Consider the following 21,384-nt stretch of genomic DNA (forward strand, 5'->3'; position numbering starts at 1 on the left):
CATAAGTACTAAGATGAGAACACGAACAAGGATGTCAGTAAAATGACACCTCATTCTGTAGTGCAGACGAAAAAAAGGGTGCCTCAGCACCCTTTAAAATGTTACAACTTACACGGTTTAGTGAGTCGCAAGCGCCAGCATCAAACCATTCAGACGATGCACAAAACCGGCAGGATCTTCCAGTTGACCACCTTCTGAAAGCATCGCCTGATCAAAAAGAATAAAACTCCAGTCAAAAAAACGCTCCTGCCCCGCTTCTGACTTGATTTTCTGAACGATCGGGTGCTGGGGATTAATTTCCAGTACAGGTGTGCTATGAGGCACATTTTGTCCAGCCGCTTTAAGCATACGTTCAAGGTTACCACTTAAATCCTGCGCACCCGCAACCAGGCAAGCTGGCGAACTGGTCAGACGATTAGTAGTGCGCACCTCTTTAACCTTGTCGCCAAGTACTTCCTTGATTTTGTCGGTCAATTCCTTGAATTCATCAGCTTCTTTTTCAAGCTCGGCCTTTTCCGATTCATCCTGCAGTTTACCCAAGTCCAAATCACCCTTGGCAACAGACTTCATGGATTTACCATCAAATTCAGTAAGATGCGACACCATCCACTCATCTACGCGCTCGTGCAGCAATATGACTTCAATGCCTTTCTTGCGGAAAATCTCCAGATGAGGACTGTTTTTTGCTGCAGCAAAGCTATCTGCAGTTACAAAGTAGATCGTGTCCTGCCCTTCTTTCATGCGGGAAACATAATCTTCCAGGCTTACATCCTGAGCATCAGTGTCAGTATGGGTTGAAGCAAAACGCAATAATTTCGCTATGCGCTCTTTATTAGAGAAATCTTCACCGACACCTTCTTTCAGCACCAGACCAAATTCTTTCCAGAATGTGGCATATTTTTCTTTATGGTTTTCCGCAAGATCTTCCAGCATGGAAAGAACCTTTTTTACGGAGCCAATGCGCATCGCATCAATGTCTTTACTGTGCTGCAATATTTCACGGGATACATTCAGCGGCAGATCATTTGAATCAATTACTCCACGAACAAAGCGCATGTAGTAAGGCATCAACTGTTCGGCATCGTCCATAATAAATACGCGACGAATATACAGCTTTATGCCATGACGGTTCTCTCTATCCCACAAATCAAACGGCGCACGGGAAGGCACATACAACAGCTGTGTATACTCCTGTTTACCTTCTACTTTGCTATGGGTATAAGCAAGCGGCGGCTCGAAATCATGCGCAACGTGCTTATAAAACTCCTCATACTGCTCCTGAGTTATTTCATTCTTTGGTCGTGCCCACAATGCATTTGCCTGGTTAACCGTTTCATCTTCATCGGTTACAACATTCTCGCTCTTGTCCTTATCCCACTCTTCCTTCTTCATGACAATCGGCAAGGTGATATGGTCTGAATATTTACGGATTATGCCGCGTAAACGCATTCCGCTGAGCAACTCATCTTCGCCTTCACGCAGATGCAAAATTACATCCGTTCCACGAGTTTCCTTTTCTACTGTTTCCAGCGTATAGTCGCCCTCACCGCCAGATTCCCAGCACACGCCATGCTCTTTAGTCAGCCCAGCGCGACGTGTGATCAAAGTCACTTTATCCGCAACAATAAAGGCTGAATAAAAACCGACACCAAACTGTCCAATCAGGTGTGAATCCTTGGCCTGATCACCAGTTAATGATTGAAAAAACTCTTTGGTGCCTGATTTTGCAATGGTTCCGACATTCTCTATCACTTCACTGCGGGACATACCAATACCATTATCGGAAATACTCAGGGTACGAGCCGCTTTATCAAACGAAATGCGGATTTTCAGATCACTGTCATTTTCATATAGCGCTTCGTCGGTAAGCCCCTCAAAGCGCAATTTATCTGATGCGTCAGAAGCATTCGAAATCAGCTCCCGCAAAAAAATTTCCTTGTTGCTGTACAAGGAGTGAATCATCAGTTTCATTAATTGCTGGACTTCAGCCTGAAAGCCAAGTGTTTCCTTGTGAGTTTCCCCAGTCATTTCTTATAACTCCTAAATTGCCAGATTGATCTTAAAACAGCTGAATTTCAAATGGGGATGGCAAATGATTTTTCAAGTAGGAAGACAAACCAAACAAGAATGAAACTGATAAGGCAGATGGATGAGACCAAAAGCGGAGATGCGCTTTCCCCCATCTATCTGTGCAATTCAAAATGGCTATGAATGATGCTACAGAAGGGGTAAAGCAAGATGCTTTATCAATAAAGCGACCAGCATTTGATTGCCGCTGTAAAAATCATTCAAAAACGGCTGTGAAGGAAATTTCCTTGTCTGGTTTACCTATGTAATACCCTTGAGCGTAATCCACTCCGTATCCCTTCAACAAAGCAAGAATTTCGGCATTTTCAACAAATTCTGCAACTGTCTTCTTACCAAACCCTCTTGCTGCTTCAACCAAGACTTTGACAAAAACCTGATCATCCGGATTCTGGGTCAGGTTACGTATAAATGAACCATCGATTTTGACATAATCTACAGGCAATTGTTTCACATAGTGAAATGATGAAAAACCAATTCCAAAATCATCCAATGCAAATGTGCACCCTAATTCCTTAATACTTTGCATCAAAGCTCTTGCTGCTTGAAAGTCTTCAACAGCTGCCGTTTCTGTAATTTCAAAAATCAGATTTTCTGGATTGACCTGATATCGTTCCAATTCACGCTTCAACAAATCGACCAGAATCGGGTCTTCAAAACTGCGGCCGGAGAGATTAATGGAAAGCATGACGCTATTATTCATCTTCTCAAGTTCCGCAAGTTTTCGTATCGCCTTGCTTAATACCATATGATCAATTGATCGTATCAAGCCGGTTTCCTCTGCCACCCCGATGAAATCACCGGGCATTGCGAGGGTGCCATCCCGTTTGCGTATCCGTATTAATGTTTCATAATGAGATACGGTTTTTTCTGCTATTGACATGATAGGCTGAAAAAATAGCTCGAACCTGTCTTCTGCAAGCGCCTTTTCGATATTTTCTGCCCAGTGAACGCGTTTTGTAATTCGTTCCATGAGTTGAGTATCCGGCGCATATAAATGCCAGTTTCCTCGCCCCTTCGCTTTCGCCTGGAACATGGCAAGGTCAGAATAAGTAAATACTTCCTGGGGTGTATTACCGTATTGGGGAAAGATGACTATACCAATACACACGGTAATCTTATGAGATTTCCATGCACCAGGTAACTCAATTTTACCCAGTTGCAGATTAATTTTTCTTGCCATTTGAATGGCACCGGCCGCATCCATCTGGGAAAATGCAACGACAAAATCATCTCCTCCCATCCGGCCAGTTAATGCAGGTTTAGGCGTCAATGACTGCAATTCCGTGGCCACCGCCTTTAAAAGCGCATCACCAACATCATGCCCCCCCGTATCATTCACATATTTAAATTCATCCACATCAAAACTCAGTAACGCGCCGGATGTACCATCCGCTGAAACCGAATCCAGAATAATACGTAATTCTTCATCAAACCGTCTTCGGTTCATTAATCCGGTCAGCGAATCAAAATCAGCAAGGAATGAAACCTGTTTTTCTGCCTGGCGAAGTTCAGTAATATCCAATCCAACAGACAAAACTACGGGATCGTCAGGATTCATACTATAGAGCCGGGAATGTGACCAAATAATATTATGCAGCCTCCCATCTCTGGCCAAAATACGGCACTCATTACTTAAATGGCCATCTTCCTGAGAAATCAGCTGTGCAAATTCAATTCGGCGTTTTTCCACTTCCAATTCGTTACTAAAATGCTTGGCAAAGTCCATCCCTATTATTTCAGAGTGCGTATAACCAAATATCTTCTGGGCGTATCCATTTGCCATCATGATACGCCCCTGCCGATTCTGGGTAATAATGATCGCTTGTGCGGTATCCAGTAAACCTGTTACAAAATCCTTTTCCTTGGAAAGTTCGCTAACCAGTTTTGCCAGCACATCTGCACGTTGCGCAACTTCTTCATTCAAGCTTTCAAGGCGGTCTGCCAACGCTACAGCCGTTTCATCAAGCAGGTCAATTTCATCAATATGCCCGCTTTTTCGGACATGCTGACGGATGCTGGAACGAACCAATTCAAATTCACCCTGCCCCAACATCGGAATTGTCTGAGCAGTACGGCGCAAACGCATCATTGGTAGCCACAAAAACGCAAGCAGCAATATTTCTGACAACAACAAACCGAGCAAACCAGCCACAAACCCTTTCCAGTTTGCATTCCGTATTTTTGCCATTGATTCCGTAATATCAAAAATCATCACGAAATTTGCCTGTCCTGGGTAATTGGCAACGAGTAATGGAATCCTTGCAATTTCGAAGTTAAAATCTTTTAAACTCAATTGATTTACGGTCATTTGATGTTGATCAGCTTTACCTTGAAAAGGGAGCAGATCCAATATAGGCAGGTTATTTTCAGCTCCGGAGAGCGCTACCACTCTGGATTTAAGTGCCGGAAGAGCACGGTAGGTAGACTTAAGACTTTTTTCCTGGTCGTAAGGCACAAGCAAACCGACATCTGATCCAGAAATCTGTTTAAACGCAAGAATAACGTCCGCAAGGGATGCAGAAACAAACAAAGCACCTACATATTTACCTTTAACCAAAACTGGAATCACCATATTCTGTATACAGCCATTCAAACAATCGATGTAACTAACTGGTTTTTCCTTTATATGCACCTGCTTGACATATTCACTTCTAAGCCGTTCAGACACTGGCGAGTCTTCGAAATTATCCCAGTTAGCTAATAACTCACCTGCCTCACTATAAAAACGAACGCCATCGAGTCCCATATCCAATTGCATGGAAGACCAGTGGCTCTCAAATGCGTCCTGCACAAGGTTTGCTCGAGAAGATTCCAGTGACTCTTTCATCAGCGGCAAATCCGGGATTAAACTTCCTAATTGCTGCAGCCTTGAAGTAGATTGCTTCAGCAACCCTTGCAGTAACTGTTCATGCTGCAAGCGAAATGCTCTTCGTGAATCTTCAAATTGTTGCTGGAGATTGAGGTAATTTAATAAGGTGAATGAACCGTTGATGATAAGCAATACAAGGCTGAGCAGAAGCATTACTTTCCACTTCAGACTAAAGAAACCAATTGTTTTGGGTAATCCCAAAGATTTATTCAAAGATAATTCCCTAAGTAATCAATGCCATTCAGAACCTGTAAGCACCTTGAAAAAGAAATAAATTCCAGCGTCTTACCGGTGATACAGATCCCAAATTATCTTCAAAAGGTAGCCATCCAGTTCCATCAATTGTATGGAACTCTCCACTTAACATGAATGAAGGTGTTACATCATGACGCAAGCCAATTGTCCAATCCTTGGCGTAATAAAAATAAGCAGGTCTTTTGGATAGCGTTGCATTTCGCTCACCACTCCGGTCATGTCTGTCTTGATACAAAACGTCATATCGAATCAACCCTTCCCAACTTGGCGCGAATCGATATACACCTTGAACATACGCGCTTTCACCTTGTACTTCCCGGTCAGCCAAAACAGGGCCAAAACCGGAAAATTGACTTTCTCTTAAGGCATATTCACTGGTAAAGCTCCACTTTTCAGTATTGTATTGAAAGGAAAGCATCCAGGGAGAAAAAGAGAAAGTACCCGATGCAAAAGGATCCGAAGCCCCGGGATTATATTGTGAGTTAACCTTGCCATGTGTCACAGCGAGCCGCAGCCTGTCACCGTCCCATTCATACATCAAGTGCCCTAAATAAGAAGTTTTGCCTGAAATATCTCCCGGTCGATCGCCGCCCAGTACTGCATATTCGCTGCTTTTATCACCCAGCTTTGGATTCCCAACACTTGCGCGAAACGACAGTAAACCGGAATCGTTTGTATGTTCAGCATAAAATTGCACACCTGTAGCTGACAGAGCAAAATTCCGGGTTCGATCAAAATAGATAGACTGAGGCAACACAATACTTGGCCGTGTAAAAGCAATATCTCTGGTTTCATTGTAAAAACCGAGCGGGTTTTTAATCTTCCCCAATAAAAAGCCGGCCTTGGTACTTTCAGTAGAAATAAGGTTATAACCAATAAAACCATAATCAAGACGAATGCTGCCATTATCGGTTTCACCCGCGCGCCTTGACATGGCTTGAGCAGACAACTGTAAATCCGGATGAGGCCTATAAGAAAAATTCACACCTAATTCGGTATATTCTGTGCTGACGCTATTTCCACTAGGGCCAAAAAAATTGTTATGCGTTGAGGAAATAAGCCCTTGGCTAGCAAATCCATGAATCTGAAGATTTTCAGAGATTTCTGCACCTGATGCGCACATAGAAAATACGCCGCCGGCTAATATCAGAAACGTTTTGAATAGCCACAGCAGATAACGAAAGTGTCCGTTATCAATGAAGCGGTATTGTGCGAATGCGATCATTCACAATGCTCCTTCTCAAATATCCAATAGCGCCAGGATTGGAAGCTACCATAGCAATCATTTCATCTTCTGAGGACACACTGATAGGTGCCTGACCAGTACCTGAATAAACCAGACGATCCCAGGATTGCCTTAATTGATAGGGATAAATATCAAGAACCTCCTTACAAAATGCGATATGAGACAAACTGGCATCTTCCATAACAAATACTTTAATTGGCCGGCCATCAGGCCACTTCAACAAACGCATACCAAATATGGCACGCGCAGTTCCTCGACTAAGTGAATTAACTTGAATGCTGGAATTTATAATGATATCCACAGCTTTAGCAGGTGAAACGAGAAACACATAGCCAAACAGTAATATGAAAATCATAATCAGGTGCCTGATACCCCTCATTTTAATCTGAAGTATTTCAAACATCCCTGTCACCGTTTGTCCGTTATCATGGGACGAATTGTGCATTGTTAAGCCAATTTAAGTAAAAAAACCAATTATAAAAATCTGAATATTTATCGGCACAATTCTAAAAAACTTTATGTTGAATATGAATCCCAATCTTGAATCACCACACACAATTAGATTAGGATCATGTAGATACATGAATATTAAACAAAGTTCATAGGAAGCATTCATCTTAAAATACAAATGGAGTTAATTTATTCTAGAGGATTTGAGCAAAATTGCTGGAAATTCAAATATTCATGCAGGATTATTCTAGAATAACTATTTGTGTAGATAGGACATTCGGAGAGAAGTCACTTTAGCTTCAGGCACATTTTTTGTCAGATAGTGTTGAAACCGGTGAAGTAATAAGCCCTAAACTGACAACCTGATGCACAATCAGCCAAAGCTGCGTATTCAGGCAATCAATGATACAATAAATGCATTTAGCATGTTATGAATAAAAAACTTAGCATACTTATCAGATAAATGTAAAAAAACCATACACATTATTCTAACCAATTAAACTGTAACCAAGATAATCTCCTGATTATTAATGAACGCTTCGAAAACCTCACATCCAGATGTAATTACTTGCGAAGAAGCCCGCACTCTGCCAGGCCTGTTTGATTGCCGTGTGCACAAAACACCGGATACCGTCGCCTACCAACAATTTGATAAATCAGAAGGTATTTGGCAAAACTACACTTGGGCACAAACTTACGCATTGGCTAAGCGCTGGCGAAAATCCCTCTCAACGGAACAACTTGCTGAAGGTGATCGGGTTGCGGTGTTAATGCGCAACTGTCTGGATTGGGTATGTTTTGAACAGGCCGCGCTTTCTCTGGGTTTGGTTGTTATCCCCTTATATACAACTGATACTGCAGAAAATATAGCTTATATCCTAAAAGATTCGAACACAAAGCTTTTACTGGTTGGGAATGCCAGGCTATGGGAAAGTTTAGCATCACTTTCACCCCCTCCTGTTTTATCCAGAGTTATTTGTCTGCAGTTGGAAAATACAGAGGATTGCAGACAAAATTCAATCATCTGTAATGCAAAAGAATGGCTATCGCAAACAGGGGAGGAATTTGATGTTTCCCAACTATCACCTCATTCCCTTGCCAGCATTGTCTACACTTCCGGTACAACAGGCCAACCAAAGGGAGTGATGCTTACTCACTTCAATATATTTTGGGATACAAGAGCCACGCTTGAAGCAATCCCAGCCTATCAAAGCGATGTTTTTCTCTCTTTTCTACCCCTATCTCACATGTTTGAGCGCACCACCGGTTACTACCTGCCCATGATGGCAGGTAGTTGTGTAGCTTACGCACGATCCATACAAGAGCTTGGCACTGATTTATTAACTATCCGACCAACGGTGCTTATTGCTGTACCAAGAATCTATGAACTGTTTTACGGAAAAATTCAGGAACAATTAGTAAAGAAAGGCTGGTTGGCCAATTTTCTGCTACATCAGACAGAAATTTTTGGGTGGCAGCAATTTGAGAAAACTCAGAGGCGAGGTAATTCAAGCATCTTGTTGATTATATTGTGGCCGCTGTTGCGCCATTTGGTTGCCGACAAAATCCTGTCAAAAATGGGGGGGCGTTTACGCGTGGCAGTCAGTGGCGGTGCACCGCTATTCAACAAAATCGCCAATTTTTTTATTAGCATGGGATTACCCTTGATACAAGGGTATGGCTTAACTGAAGCTTCTCCAGTCATCAGTAATAACCGATTAGAAAACAACATGCCCGACTCTGTGGGTATCCCCCTAAGTGGAATCGAGTACCGCATTGGCGAAAATAAAGAATTGCTGATCAAAGGCCCTAACGTCATGAAAGGCTACTGGAACAGGCCTGATGAGACAAAACTGGTGATCGATAGCGATGGATGGTTGCATACTGGCGATCAGGTTAAAATCGAAGGTAACCACATCTATATTCTTGGCCGAATCAAGGAAATTCTGGTCACATCATCCGGTGAGAAAGTGCCACCTTACGATATGGAAATGGCCATCTGCCAGGACCCACTTTTTGAAATGGCAATGGTTGTTGGTGAAGGAAAACCCTATCTGACCGCCTTGCTGGTTCTGAATCAAGATGCCTGGGAAGAAGTAGCCAGCGTCAATGAATTGAATCCTGATGACTTAATGTCACTTCAGTCTAAAAAAGTAACCAGTTACATCCTGACTAAAATAACACAATTAATTCAGGGATTTCCCGGACATGCCAGAATCCGCTCTGTCTACCTGACCCTAGAACCATGGACAATCGACAATAGCTTGATTACTCCCACCTTAAAACTCAAACGATCAGCAATAGCAAATCGATTTGCCGAGCAAATACTTCAGCTATATGCAAAACATGATCTGCCACAGTGAATAGAAACTATTGCAAGCAAATGATATAATGCCAAGTTTTCTACCAATACTAGTGCCTGGATTCAGCCAACACAGTATTTGCGATATTTACTTGCAGGAATTCCACCTTGATTTCTACCGCTAACATTACTATGCAATTTGGGGCAAAACCCCTGTTTGAAAATGTCTCCGTGAAGTTTGGAGAAGGCAACCGCTACGGACTGATCGGCGCCAATGGTTGTGGAAAATCCACGTTCATGAAAATTCTGGGTGGCGATTTAGTACCCACCAGCGGCAATGTGATGATTGACCAAGGTGAGCGCCTTGGTAAACTTCGCCAGGACCAGTTCGCATTTGAAGACAACATTGTTCTTGATGTCGTTATGATGGGTAACACTGAGTTATGGGACGTCAAGTTCGAAAAAGATTCAATCTACGCCAATCTTGAAGCAACTGAAGAAGATTATATGCGTGCTGCTGAACTGGAAACCAAATTTGGTGAACTGGATGGCTACACGGCTGAATCACGCGCTGGCGAGCTGTTACTTGGTGTGGGTATACCCATCGAACAACACACTGGCCCGATGAAGGAAATAGCACCAGGTTTCAAATTACGAGTTTTATTGGCACAGGCTTTGTTTTCAGATCCTGAAATTCTGTTGCTTGACGAGCCTACCAACAACCTGGATATCAACACAATCCGCTGGCTGGAAGACATCATCAACGAACGCTCCAGCACGATGATTATCATCTCCCATGATCGCCACTTTTTAAATAGTGTCTGCACCCATATGGCTGATCTGGATTATGGTGAGATTCGTATTTATCCTGGTAATTACGATGATTACATGGTTGCTTCAACTCAGGCACGCCAGCGCTTACTCTCTGATAATGCAAAGAAAAAAGAACAAATTGTCGAGTTACAGGCTTTCGTTGCTCGCTTCTCTGCAAACGCATCCAAAGCTCGTCAGGCAACCAGTCGCGCCAGAAAAATCGACAAACTTAAAGATTCTGCCGTTGAGGTTAAGCCCTCCAGCCGCCAAAATCCTTACATTCGTTTTGAGTACGATGAAAGAGAAAAACTGCATCGCAAGGCTTTTGAACTGCTGGAAATTGGAAAAGGCTACGACAAGCCCCTCTTCCATAATCTGTCCCTCATACTGGAACCGGGTGAACGTATTGCAGTGATCGGGCCTAACGGCGCCGGTAAAACCACCTTGCTTAAAACACTTGTTGGAGATGTAGAGCCTGATCAAGGCGAAGTCAAATGGGCAGAAAAAGCCAAAATTGGTTATTTTGCTCAGGACCATGCATCTGACTTCCATGGCGACATGTCCCTTTTCGATTGGATGGAACAATGGGGACGAGCGAGTGATGATGATCAGATGATTCGCGCTACACTAGGAAGACTATTGTTTACAGGTGATGATTCCAAAAAGTCTATCCGTGTACTGTCCGGAGGTGAAAAGGGCCGCATGTTATACGGCAAGTTACTATTAGAGCGCCCCAATGTTTTAGTAATGGACGAGCCTACCAATCATATGGACATGGAATCCATTGAATCGTTGAATATGGCTTTGGAGGAATATAAAGGTACGCTGGTATTTGTCAGTCACGATCGTCAGTTTGTTTCGTCACTGGCAACGCAGATTATCGAATTGGATGGTAAAGGCGGCCACAAACACTTTATTGGCAATTACGAAGACTACCTCGCCACTCAGGAAAGCTAGATAGACATCACAATACAGTATCAGGTGAGAGCCGTCCGGTTCTCACCTTTTCTTACATAAATCGTATCCATCACGCCAACCAGAAGCATACTGACTGTCAGTTTTGAAACGTTTGATGTCTTTTTTCATTTCTGATCTGTCCACACTTTCACAACCATCTTGGTACCCTACTTTATAGGCAGGCGGAAAACCAGATAGATTGACTGATTGTGGCTGATATTTATGGGGTTGCAAAGAGGAATTGGATTTTTGCGCGTAGGTGGAACAACCACCTACCATTACCGTAATTAAAAACAAAATCACTAACTTATTCATATTCAATTAAATCCCTATCATCACTAAGGATGTTGCACAATTCCAGCAGCATAGGCAGAACAAAATTCGGCAATTTGGTTCAACAAGTTTTTAACGGCCAGATTAGCAGCAATCACGCCACCATACGGATCTTCACTTGCTGCTTTCTCAGAAACATCAAATTCTTTTGTTGCTAAAACTTTTTTCCCTGAAATATCTATCAACTGCGCACGTATCGTCATCTGAAGCGTACTGGGATGAGTCAAAAAAACTTGCTGGATTCGTATTATTTCAGTTTCCAGGCGCATATCAGCGGTTGCTGAACCCGAATTTTGAATGACTGCGCGGAAATGAGACCTGCGTTCCAAAGCCTGCACCAACAATGGTGCCAACATTTTTGCGGGACTATCAACCCATTGGTTCTTAGCAAAGTAATTAAGCTCGTGTGGCTTCTGGATATAAACCATTCCTGTACCGTCATACCCAGGTCTGGCAAGCGGCTTACTCACTAGCAAGGTCAATACATTTTTTGTACCAGCAGATTGCTCAAATTCCGCCTCTAAAGCATAAGTATTCATGCTTTGAATATTTGCAGGTTGCAAAATTGAACAGCCACCTACGAGCAAAATCCCCCCTAAAAAAATTAGTTTAAATATAACATCAATATGGGATTGCCTGACTGATTTGATAGAGTGCTTCATCTTTATTCCCCTGGCCCTGGTTTTGGTGCCTGTTTTCCGCGCAACAACATTGCAGGGTTTTGTTCAACTTGTTCTGTAATGCGACGCAACGATACCGACACGTCACGCATTTCCCGCAACAGCCTTTCCAACTCAGGTAATGAATCATCCGCAAATCGCTGTGTCTTCTGCCCAACGCTTTCAGAAGTGTTACGCACACTCACGCTGGCACGGGAGGCATCATTGGCCATTTTCCCTACAGCATCAGCACTACGCGCAATGTGGTTGAGCAGTTCAGGCAATTCAGCGCTCACTTGTGCAGTATTTTCCATTGTACGAGCAGCGCCCTTAATCCCGGCATCAATCTCTTTTTTATTTGTTGCAATAGTATTGCTCAAAACAGCAAGATCAGCCAATGCCTGCTTGACTGAATGGCGATTATCTTCACTCAGCAACGCATTCAGATTTTCAGTTGTTTTATTCAAATTCGTTAAAAGGGTTGTCAACGCCACATCTAAACGCCCCAGCAAAGATGGCCCCGTTTTGATGACAGGGTACTTTTCTTCTCCCACAGGTTTTAGCAGTGGCGAATTTCGGCTACCACCACTTAACTCTACGTAAGCAATACCAGTCAAGCCTTGTACTTTCAATATCGCTATAGTGTCCTCTTTGATCGGTACACCGCGTTCAATCGCAAACTCGAGGTGCACTTGTTCAGGATTGCCATCATCCAGAGAAATTTGCTTCACCTGACCCACTTCTACACCACGATATTTCACTGGCGCATTCATGTTCAAACCCGACACAGATTCACTCATGTAAGCTGTATAGTTGTCATACGTTTTACTGTATTGTTTGCCGGAACCTAACCACAGTACGCCAGCAATCAGCGCAAAAGAAAGGAGTAAAACGAACGAACCGACAATAACATAATTTACTTTTGATTCCATGCCTTATCCCATGCCGCCCGGCCGCGCGGCCCGTAAAAATATTCTCTGATTAAGGGATGATCCGACTCGGATAACTCTTGCATCGACCCAATGCCTAACACTTTTTTTTCTCCCAGTATGGCAACCCGATCTGCAACTCTCCATAGCAAATCCAGATCGTGTGTAACCATCATGATGGTTAATCCCAACGACTGTTTCAAGTGCAATACCAGTTCATCAAATCCGCTTGCACTCAGTGGATCAAGCCCTGCGGTTGGCTCATCCAGAAAAAGTAGTTCGGGGTCCAGCGCTATTGCACGAGCCAGTGCCGCGCGCTTACGCATACCACCGCTTAATTCACTGGGATATTTCTCCCCGGCACTTGCTGGCAGTCCCGCCAATGCAATTTTGACGGCGGCAAGCTCATTAATCAAAGCGTCACTCAATGTTGTATGTTCATGAAGCGGCAAGCCGACATTTTCAGACACAGTCAGCGAACTGAACAACGCACCACGTTCAAACATCACTCCCCAGCTTTTTCTGAATGACAATGCTGCTTCATCATCCAGCCCCAAGATTTCTTTACCGAATACACGAATAGAACCAGCTTGAGGGCGCTGCAACAAAATAATTTCTCGCAACAGGGTTGATTTACCACATCCGCTTGAACCTGCCAGACCAAATATCTCACCTCGGTGTACTTCAAGATTCACACCATCATGAACCTGTGTACTGCCAAAACGGGTGCTTATATTGCTAATTTCAATAATAGGCTCTGCTGATGGTTTGATCATGTCAAATCTTCAACCAGCTAAAAACAACAGAAAAAAGAGCATCAGCCACTATGATCACAAAAATAGCCTGGACAACGCTCACGGTCGTTTGTCTGCCAACACTGTCGGCACCATTACTGACCTGAAAACCCTGAAAACATCCCACCATGGCAATAATAACAGCAAACACTGGCGCTTTCCCAACCCCAACCATAAAGGAAGAAAGTTTGACGGCATCATCAAATCGATCAATAAATTCGGCATATCCCACACCTAACTGAGATTTAGCCATGATCATCCCACCTATTACACCCATCATATCGGAATATACTGTGAGTAGCGGCAAAGCAATAACCAACGCCAGCAATTTAGGTAACACCAGCAATTCCATTGGTGCTATACCGATAGTACGCAGTGCATCGATTTCCTCAGTTACCTTCATGGTGCCAATCTGCGCTGTAAATGCGGAACCTGAGCGGCCCGCTACAATAATTGCAGTTAACAGCGGTGATAACTCCCTGAGCATGGATAATCCCACCAGATCAGCAATAAAAATATTGGCCCCATAGCGCTGCAATTGTTCCGCACCTTGATAGGCAATCACAATGCCCATCAGAAAACCTAGCAAACCTACTATAGGTAGTGCATTAAAACCTGCATGCTGCAAATTATACAAAATTGGTGACCAGCGGATTCGTGAAGGCTGGGCGATTGATCGGAATATGGCAATCGCACTCTCACCAAAAAATGCGAGCATACCCATCACCTGTTGAAAATGCATCCAGGTCGACAGCCCAATTTTACCTAGGAAATTAAGTTTGGAAGGTAGCGCCTGCAATGATGTCTCAGTGCTTGCCAATTGAATCATTTTAAAGAGGGCTATTTGTTCTGGACGTTGCCCCTGCAGCTTTACTACTCGCCCGCCCTCTTCAAGCTTATGAATAGCACGTTGCAAAAACCAGGCTCCTGCGGTGTCAATGGAATCGATAGCATTTAAGTCAATGATCAGTTCACTACCGTCTGGCCAATCAAAGAAAGTAAGGCGTTGCTCAAGATTGCCAACTCCCTTCAAAGTCCAGTCACCAATACAGTTAACGACCTTGTCAGAGGTTGCCAATTTGATATCAGCGTAAACGCATGTTTTGCGAGGAGAATAAATCGTCATTTGTACAAGGTTTAAAATTATTTTCTTATGCCTCAACCTTACCTGACGACTATAAGTTCAGCAAGTAAATAGTCAACTTGAGCGTGACTGCAGATTACTCAATAGGGGGCGTTATGCAAAAATTTCGGCCAACACTTCCCAAATTTACTGGTGGATGGTCTTAACACGCTTAAAAGGCAATATTTGCGCGCTCTTTATTGTTGGGTTTCGTTCTTTTACGGATAAATCTTCCCCAGTTAGCTTTTGCAAAGCTTGCAAAAATCCCCGATCAGACAAAATCGAATCCCACATCATTGAATAGAGACGTAAACATGCTGAAAGTGGGTTGGAACTGCGTTTTCGTTCCAAATCAATACGCCATTGCAAACAACGCAACCGGTGTTGCAGTCGCGCTGGTGCGCGGGAGATTAAATTTTCAATTTCTTGCCTCCGTTTTTCTTCAAATGCAATCGGATCTTCTTTGACCAACGTCGCCCAATCAATGAAAGTCCTTGGTGGCGTATTAATATTGACCATCATTCGCCCTTTGCTAACACAATTAAAATAAACCCTACAATTTAATTGTAGCCATATCCATCATAATTTCAGATTAAATATAGTTATTACAATGGACTGTTAGCATGTGAATGACGCAATAAATTTCATGACTTGAAACCACCTGCTTGCACTGTAACAAAGCAAGCAGCATATCAGCTACGAAACAATACTAAATTAATCTTACGGAGATAGAAAAACAGAATTAACCTTGCGAAACGATGTCTTCCAGCATTATCATTTCGTCTTCAGTAAACCCGGCAGCCAAACGTGCCTCGGTGTGAAGCGGGCCGCGAAGTTTTGGTGCATTGTACTCACGTAACAATTGTCGAAAAGTAGCAATAGGCTCTAAACCGCGCTGATTACACAAAAAAGCGTACCAACGATTACCAATAGCAACATGGCCGATCTCATCGCGATGAATAATCTCAAGAATATCAGCAGCCGCCCTGTCGCCACTTGAAGCCAGCTTTTGCCTGATGGCGGGGGTTACATCCAGACCACGCGCCTCTAGCACACGAGGAACCAGAGCCATACGGACCAGCGGGTCATGATCTGTCACAACGGCCATCTCCCACAAGCCGTTATGCGCCGTAAAATCACCATACTGAAAACCCAGGGTTCGTAAATGATCTCGCAACAAAGCAAAATGATAAGCTTCCTCAGCAGCCACCTTTAACCAGTCGCCGTAATACGCTTCAGGCATATCACGAAATCGATAAACTGCATCCAGCGCTAAATTGATGGCATTGAATTCAATATGCGCCAAAGAGTGTATCAGCGCAGCTCTGCCTTCAGGCGTAGAAAGCTTACGTTTTTCAACAAGCAATGCTGATACCAGCTCCGGTTTTTCAGGATGACCCGGAGTCGCAATAGATTCAACGGATGAAAGATCTAGCCAGCAGGATAACTTGCCCAGCTCCCAGGCTTGACGCAATTCGGCAACCAGCGTCAGCTTGGTATCTGTATCGGAGGTTTGCAGACAGGTAAACGCCCTGTTAAAAAGATCATGTTGCATATGTTCATATGCTACCACGACTTAATCAGTTTCAAATCAAGATGCATCCGTATTCCAAATAATCAATGACAAGTGATAGCTCAGCAATACGGATCGCCTCAAAATTTCAGGATTTAGCTAGCATCACCTAACTTTGCATCCATGGTTGGGTTTTTAAGCCAGCCAGCCACATCGCCACCAAGCTCTTCGCCTAGATTATCCAATGTAGCGCATGCTCTGAAAGTCCCACCGATTGTTCTGCGAAGCGCCTCGAAACTTCCGATCACTTTTCCTTTTTCGCTCAGCTTACCCCGAATATGCGCCCACTTTGGGCCAGTAAATCCACCGCCACCGATAGAATGTACCTGATCAATCATGATCACGAGTTTTTTACCTGAAAATTTAGCCAAATCCTTATCGGTTGCCTCAACACTTGTATTGGATTCTTTAACAATATTTTGTGCCAGCTTCTGGTTCCAGTCACAGTCCTTTCGAATATCATCAGTCGCCGCATCATTATTTTCGTAAGGAATGGTAGCGCTGATCATGATTTTTTCATCAGCATGCACAGGTGCAGCTGAAAAGAACAAAAGTGGAATAACAACACTCACAAATTTTTTCATATCAGATACTAAAATCATACTTACATCCCCAGTTAAATTGATTAAATGCATAGTTTGTTTGAGCTATTCCTGAATCTCAGAAATATCGATGGACTAGCTAAGCCAAGCAATATTTTACTGCCAATGATAAACAAATGACATAAGAATAAGCATTAAAATCCAATTTTTCTGCAATATCCGCTCACAAACATATAAATCTGGCAATATAACGACAGGATTATATTGATGCTCACTTTTATAGGGTTTCTTTATAAATCACGTTCCGCATGATCAAGCAACAATTGGAGAAATAAATGGCTGATATAAAAGTACTCTTGAAAATGATGCTTGAATTCGGTGCCTCCGATTTATTTCTGACAGCTGGAACAACCCCACATTTCAAGATTGACGGCGCTACCAGACCCGCAAATGTACCCGCACTAAAGCCAGGCGAATCAACACAACTGGTCTACGAATTAATGAACCAGCAGCAACGTCATGAGTTTGAAACAGCCAAGGAATGTAATTTTGCACTGACGCTAGATGGCGAAGCTCGTTTTCGGGTGAACGTATATTACCAACGTGGGGAGGTTTCTGCAGTTATACGGCTAATAAAGTCCGTTATCCCTAGCTTTGAAAAACTCGGTTTACCCGAACAGGCCAAAGTACTTTCGCTATTAAAACGTGGACTTGTGCTCATGGTAGGTGCAGCCGGTTCAGGAAAAAGCACTACCATGGCAGCAATGGTTGCTTATCGCGCAAAAATGATGGAAGGACATATACTCACCATCGAAGATCCAATAGAGTTTCTTTTTTCCCATGACCGATCAATTGTGGAACAGCGTGAAGTTGGCCTTGATACGCTGTCATTTGGAGATGCACTGCGCAATGCAATGCGTGAAGCGCCGGATGTGATTGTCATCGGTGAAATTCGTGATCGACTTACAGCTCAAAACGCGATTATGTATGCTGAAGCTGGCGTGCTATGCATCTCCACCATGCACGCCAATAACGCAAATCAGGCAGTCGACCGCATTATTAATTTTTTTCCAGAAGAAGCTCACAAACAGGTACTGCTTGATTTATCGCTTAACCTGAAAGGGGTGATTTCTCAGCGCTTGCTTCCCGGGCTAAATGGCAAACAAGTACTAGCAACAGAAATTCTGCTGCAATCAGCTTACGTTACGGACATGATCCAAAAGGGGCAAACCCATACACTCAAAGATGCGATCAAAAAAGGAGCGGACGTCGGCATGCAGATTTTTGACGATTCCCTGTATACCCTTTACAAGGAAGGCCGAATCAGTAAAGAAGAAGCCATAAGCAATGCTGATTCCCATACTGATTTGGCACTGAGAATCAGGTTGACTTAGGCAAAGGGCAACAAAATAGCCGAGTTTTTATTCCTGATTTCAACAAGAAAGCATTAATAAAAAAGGACAATATAAAGCCACTCACCTTTCACACAGTCATCTTAAAAGTTAGTCCGGCAATTTACTGCGAATCGCATTACGATCAAACCACCATGTATCTCCCACAATTGCCCCTATCACCATGCTCAAACGAGGCAAAAAAACTTGTGGATCTCGCAACTCCAATTTATCCATCCACGCATTCAGTGCCTGCTGGTCTTGTACATTGCTATGACGCTCAGCAACGCGGGCAATCAGATGGTTAGCCAGTTGACTCTGGCCTTCGTGTTTTGCGTCATCGGCACGGATATCAATCACATAACGCGCTGTCACAGCTGCCAGCGCAGCGCCATCCGCGTGCTTAGGCGTTTCATCGACAACATGGTCTAGCATGGCATAAGTTAATTCAGGGTTTATCGGAAATGTAACTGCAAGCCACACTCCCATCCCCAATGCTGGAATAGATTCAGGCTGTTCAGCCTGGTAAAGCACATTGCACGCTTCTACAGCTTCTTGCCAGGATTCATTTTTCAACGCGGTTTCAAAGGCTTCTCGGGCTAATGTCCAGGCTTTTTCCTTACGATCTAATGCAGTCAGAATCTCAGCAATATCTAGTTGCAAGGTAGCATGCTCCATCGAGTGAGTATGCTTGAGTTGAGAAAGCTGAAGCAATTTTTCCTGCAATTGCTTTTCTAATTCCGCTTTATTTACTTCCGCCGAATTCCCCTCTTCCTGCCCGATCAAGCCGGCTACATCTATATCAGTTTCATTTTTGATCATAAGTTGTTTCTTGAATATTACCAATAAACTGGCAAGTTTAATTTGCAAAACTTAATATTTTATCTTGATTTTGTGCAGCGCACTGTATTTTCAGAAAAAATTTCCAAACCAATTGCAAATTCCAAGGAAAACAAATGAAGTGAATTGCCTCTGACAAAGCAACTGAGCAATAAGCAAAAGGATAATTTCCCTACAACGTTCACAAACACACGATTACATCAGGCGCAAAATTTCTTGAAGATCTAAAATCGCCCACCGGTTTTGTTGATGTAATTGGATAAAGCCTGACTTTCCATATTCATGTGCATCAGATTTGTATGCGTAATGCGAAACAGCGATCGCATAACTTTGTAAACAATGCGGGGATGAGTCTCAAGCAAGGATTCAAACGCCTCAGGTTCAAGGGTATATACAGTTGACTCACCAACGGAACGAAGTGTAGCCTGCCGTGGCTTTCGGTCAACGAATGCACGGGTTCCTGCGCATTCACCCGGTTTCATTGTATATACGACCCTTTCATTACCATCCACTTTACTTGTGACTGATATCCGGCCTTCAGTCAGTGCAAACAGGGTGGTATTGGGTTCACCTTCGGTAACCAGCAGTTCGCCATCATGCAGTTTACGAACCCCCATGATATTGGATAAAACCTGACATTCCTGAACAACCAGTTCTTCGGTTAACGAAGAAATGCATGGTGGGGTTTATTGCTTTGAACTACTCACTGAATTGCTCTCCTTTTGATAAGGTTTTTTTAACCTTTTTTATTGTTGCGCCAGCTTTATGATTAGCCATTCTGCATAGTTTATGCGTAAACCTTATCTTGTTCAATAACACTATAGATATAAGCGAGATCAAAAGCTATTTGTGCGAGATTAAATCAACAAAACTTACATTTAAATGTGATTATGTTTCAGCATTCTGTTTACTTTGAGCATGTAGCAATTCAACTGATAAATGCCTCAACCTGCTAATATTTACGCTAATAATTATGAACGTGATCAACGCTTAAGTCCCATTCAATGCAAATTTCTATAAGCAAGTAGTTCAAGGCTGGTGTTTGTTCGGTACAATTACCAATGTAACCATTACACGCTAATTATATGGAAAATCAATGAAATTTCACGAGCTCGCTATAGGCCAAAAATTTGAATTTCAGGGAACTGCTTTTGTTAAAAGCACCCCCATGATCGCGAGTGCATTAGATACATCAACGCAAAAATTCATGGCACGATCAGCAACTGTCAAGCCCCTAGACATAATGGTGGCATCCAGTAGCACAAACCCTTCCAAATTATGCGTTGATGTTGTTAACAACGCTTTTGAGATTTTTTATGCCAGTTGTCAGGCAACATTGGAAGAAATTCATAGAGAACTGAGCGCTGAATCTTTTTTATTAGTTAAAGAAAAGCTAAAAAATGAGCGTCAGATTTTCCTGAATTCGATTTAAGAAAGCGCTTTGCCTGACCATGCTTCTTGATTTTAATATTTACCAAACCGTCGCTATTGCCTTGCTCTTTATATGGACTGGATTTGTTCGTACTGGCCTGGGATTTGGCGGAGCTGCATTAGGTCTGCCGCTGCTTCTGTTTATCAGCGATCAACCCTTATTATGGCTGCCCATTATAGCGGTTCATTTATTATTCTTTTCTGGACTGACGCTACGCACACGTCTGCACAACGTTGACTGGGCCTATTTGCGTTATGCATCCCTGTTTATCGTGCCGCCTGCGATTATTGGTGTCTTTGGACTGGTTAGCCTGCCCACCCTGTGGCTGAATATTTTCATTTACTCTATCACGCTGTTTTACGGCATTATCTGGTTGTTGAACCGCGCTATTGAAAGCCGTCACAAAGGGGTGGATAAACTGCTATTAATGCTAGGCGGCTATATCGCTGGCACCTCTCTAACTGGTGCGCCATTAATGGTTGCCGTATTTATGCGCAATGTGCGCAAAGAACAATTACGCGACACTTTGTTTGTTTTATGGTTTGCTTTGGTCAGCATCAAGATGACAACGTTTATCATGTTATCGGTGAACTTGCACTTTCTGATTGCTTTAAGCTTGATACCTATTGCCTTCATTGGTCACTATATTGGATTGAGGGCACATGAAACTATCAGCAAAAATGATATTATTTTTAAACGATGGATGGGTGGTGGACTGGTTATTATCAGTTCGATGGGTTTATGGGGACTGATATCACCCTTGATTTAGACAATTGCGCTTAATCTTG

General features: G+C 43.1%; 19 protein-coding genes. 5 read left to right on the plus strand and 14 right to left on the minus strand.

Features of this window, described 5'->3' with window-relative positions:
* Positions 1-117: 117 nt before the first annotated feature.
* The 4 genes from htpG to EDC63_RS02095 form a co-directional block, all read right to left on the minus strand.
* A complete protein-coding gene (gene htpG, locus EDC63_RS02080; protein ID WP_132920870.1) occupies positions 118-2,028 on the minus strand; it encodes a molecular chaperone HtpG in 1,911 nt (636 codons plus the stop codon).
* Positions 2,029-2,284: 256 nt separating this feature from the next.
* The gene (locus EDC63_RS02085) at positions 2,285-5,170 is read right to left on the minus strand and encodes a bifunctional diguanylate cyclase/phosphodiesterase (protein ID WP_124947616.1); all 2,886 of its coding nucleotides are present in this window, start codon (positions 5,168-5,170) and stop codon (positions 2,285-2,287) included.
* A 28-nt stretch (positions 5,171-5,198) separates the two neighbouring features.
* Positions 5,199-6,437 (minus strand): hypothetical protein, encoded by a 1,239-nt coding sequence (locus EDC63_RS02090; protein ID WP_223248417.1) that lies wholly within the window; start codon positions 6,435-6,437, stop codon positions 5,199-5,201.
* Positions 6,406-6,813 carry a type 2 periplasmic-binding domain-containing protein gene (locus EDC63_RS02095; protein WP_124947615.1) on the minus strand — a complete coding sequence of 136 codons (408 nt, stop codon included), beginning with the start codon at positions 6,811-6,813 and terminating at the stop codon, positions 6,406-6,408. The genes EDC63_RS02090 and EDC63_RS02095 overlap by 32 nt, the downstream gene beginning before the upstream one ends.
* A gap of 625 nt (positions 6,814-7,438) precedes the next feature.
* On the opposite strand from EDC63_RS02095, the gene EDC63_RS02100 reads away from it, so the two are divergent.
* Together EDC63_RS02100 and EDC63_RS02105 are read left to right on the plus strand one after the other, a co-directional pair.
* The gene (locus tag EDC63_RS02100) at positions 7,439-9,271 is read left to right on the plus strand and encodes an AMP-dependent synthetase/ligase (protein WP_124947614.1); all 1,833 of its coding nucleotides are present in this window, start codon (positions 7,439-7,441) and stop codon (positions 9,269-9,271) included.
* A gap of 107 nt (positions 9,272-9,378) precedes the next feature.
* Complete coding sequence (locus EDC63_RS02105) at positions 9,379-10,980, plus strand: ABC-F family ATPase (RefSeq protein ID WP_124947613.1); 1,602 nt, start codon at positions 9,379-9,381, stop codon at positions 10,978-10,980.
* A gap of 42 nt (positions 10,981-11,022) precedes the next feature.
* Here EDC63_RS02105 and EDC63_RS02110 read toward each other — a convergent pair whose 3' ends face one another.
* The 8 genes from EDC63_RS02110 to EDC63_RS02145 all read right to left on the minus strand — a co-directional run bounded on the left by EDC63_RS02110 (position 11,023) and on the right by EDC63_RS02145 (position 16,993).
* A complete protein-coding gene (locus tag EDC63_RS02110) occupies positions 11,023-11,301 on the minus strand; it encodes a hypothetical protein (protein WP_124947612.1) in 279 nt (92 codons plus the stop codon).
* Between the two features lie 17 nt (positions 11,302-11,318).
* Positions 11,319-11,852 (minus strand): ABC-type transport auxiliary lipoprotein family protein, encoded by a 534-nt coding sequence (locus tag EDC63_RS02115; RefSeq protein WP_165922883.1) that lies wholly within the window; start codon positions 11,850-11,852, stop codon positions 11,319-11,321.
* Between the two features lie 125 nt (positions 11,853-11,977).
* Positions 11,978-12,904 carry an MlaD family protein gene (locus EDC63_RS02120; RefSeq protein WP_124947610.1) on the minus strand — a complete coding sequence of 309 codons (927 nt, stop codon included), beginning with the start codon at positions 12,902-12,904 and terminating at the stop codon, positions 11,978-11,980.
* Positions 12,889-13,677: an ABC transporter ATP-binding protein gene (locus EDC63_RS02125; protein ID WP_124947609.1), complete on the minus strand. Its 789-nt coding sequence runs from the start codon at positions 13,675-13,677 to the stop codon at positions 12,889-12,891. The genes EDC63_RS02120 and EDC63_RS02125 overlap by 16 nt, the downstream gene beginning before the upstream one ends.
* Position 13,678: 1 nt before the next feature.
* Positions 13,679-14,821, minus strand: coding sequence for an ABC transporter permease (locus EDC63_RS02130; RefSeq protein ID WP_124947608.1), 1,143 nt, complete (start codon positions 14,819-14,821; stop codon positions 13,679-13,681).
* A gap of 144 nt (positions 14,822-14,965) precedes the next feature.
* Positions 14,966-15,340, minus strand: coding sequence for a DUF3135 domain-containing protein (locus EDC63_RS02135; protein ID WP_223248416.1), 375 nt, complete (start codon positions 15,338-15,340; stop codon positions 14,966-14,968).
* A gap of 220 nt (positions 15,341-15,560) precedes the next feature.
* Complete coding sequence (locus EDC63_RS02140) at positions 15,561-16,373, minus strand: ferritin-like domain-containing protein (protein ID WP_124947607.1); 813 nt, start codon at positions 16,371-16,373, stop codon at positions 15,561-15,563.
* 113 nt (positions 16,374-16,486) lie between these two features.
* Complete coding sequence (locus EDC63_RS02145) at positions 16,487-16,993, minus strand: hypothetical protein (RefSeq protein WP_124947606.1); 507 nt, start codon at positions 16,991-16,993, stop codon at positions 16,487-16,489.
* A 275-nt stretch (positions 16,994-17,268) separates the two neighbouring features.
* Here EDC63_RS02145 and EDC63_RS02150 point away from each other — a divergent pair, with 275 nt between their 5' ends.
* A complete protein-coding gene (locus EDC63_RS02150) occupies positions 17,269-18,327 on the plus strand; it encodes a PilT/PilU family type 4a pilus ATPase (RefSeq protein WP_124947605.1) in 1,059 nt (352 codons plus the stop codon).
* Between the two features lie 108 nt (positions 18,328-18,435).
* On the opposite strand, the gene EDC63_RS02155 is transcribed toward EDC63_RS02150, so the two are convergent.
* Both EDC63_RS02155 and EDC63_RS02160 read right to left on the minus strand, forming a co-directional pair.
* A complete protein-coding gene (locus EDC63_RS02155) occupies positions 18,436-19,146 on the minus strand; it encodes a hypothetical protein (protein WP_223248415.1) in 711 nt (236 codons plus the stop codon).
* Positions 19,147-19,388: 242 nt separating this feature from the next.
* Complete coding sequence (locus EDC63_RS02160) at positions 19,389-19,781, minus strand: Crp/Fnr family transcriptional regulator (RefSeq protein WP_124947604.1); 393 nt, start codon at positions 19,779-19,781, stop codon at positions 19,389-19,391.
* Positions 19,782-20,260: 479 nt separating this feature from the next.
* Here EDC63_RS02160 and EDC63_RS02165 point away from each other — a divergent pair, with 479 nt between their 5' ends.
* On the plus strand, positions 20,261-20,596 hold the full coding sequence (locus EDC63_RS02165) for a hypothetical protein (protein WP_124947603.1): 336 nt from the start codon (positions 20,261-20,263) through the stop codon (positions 20,594-20,596).
* Between the two features lie 19 nt (positions 20,597-20,615).
* Positions 20,616-21,365 carry a TSUP family transporter gene (locus tag EDC63_RS02170; RefSeq protein ID WP_124947602.1) on the plus strand — a complete coding sequence of 250 codons (750 nt, stop codon included), beginning with the start codon at positions 20,616-20,618 and terminating at the stop codon, positions 21,363-21,365.
* Positions 21,366-21,384: the final 19 nt, after the last annotated feature.

The sequence above is a fragment of the Sulfurirhabdus autotrophica genome, assembly GCF_004346685.1.
Taxonomy (GTDB): domain Bacteria; phylum Pseudomonadota; class Gammaproteobacteria; order Burkholderiales; family SMCO01; genus Sulfurirhabdus; species Sulfurirhabdus autotrophica.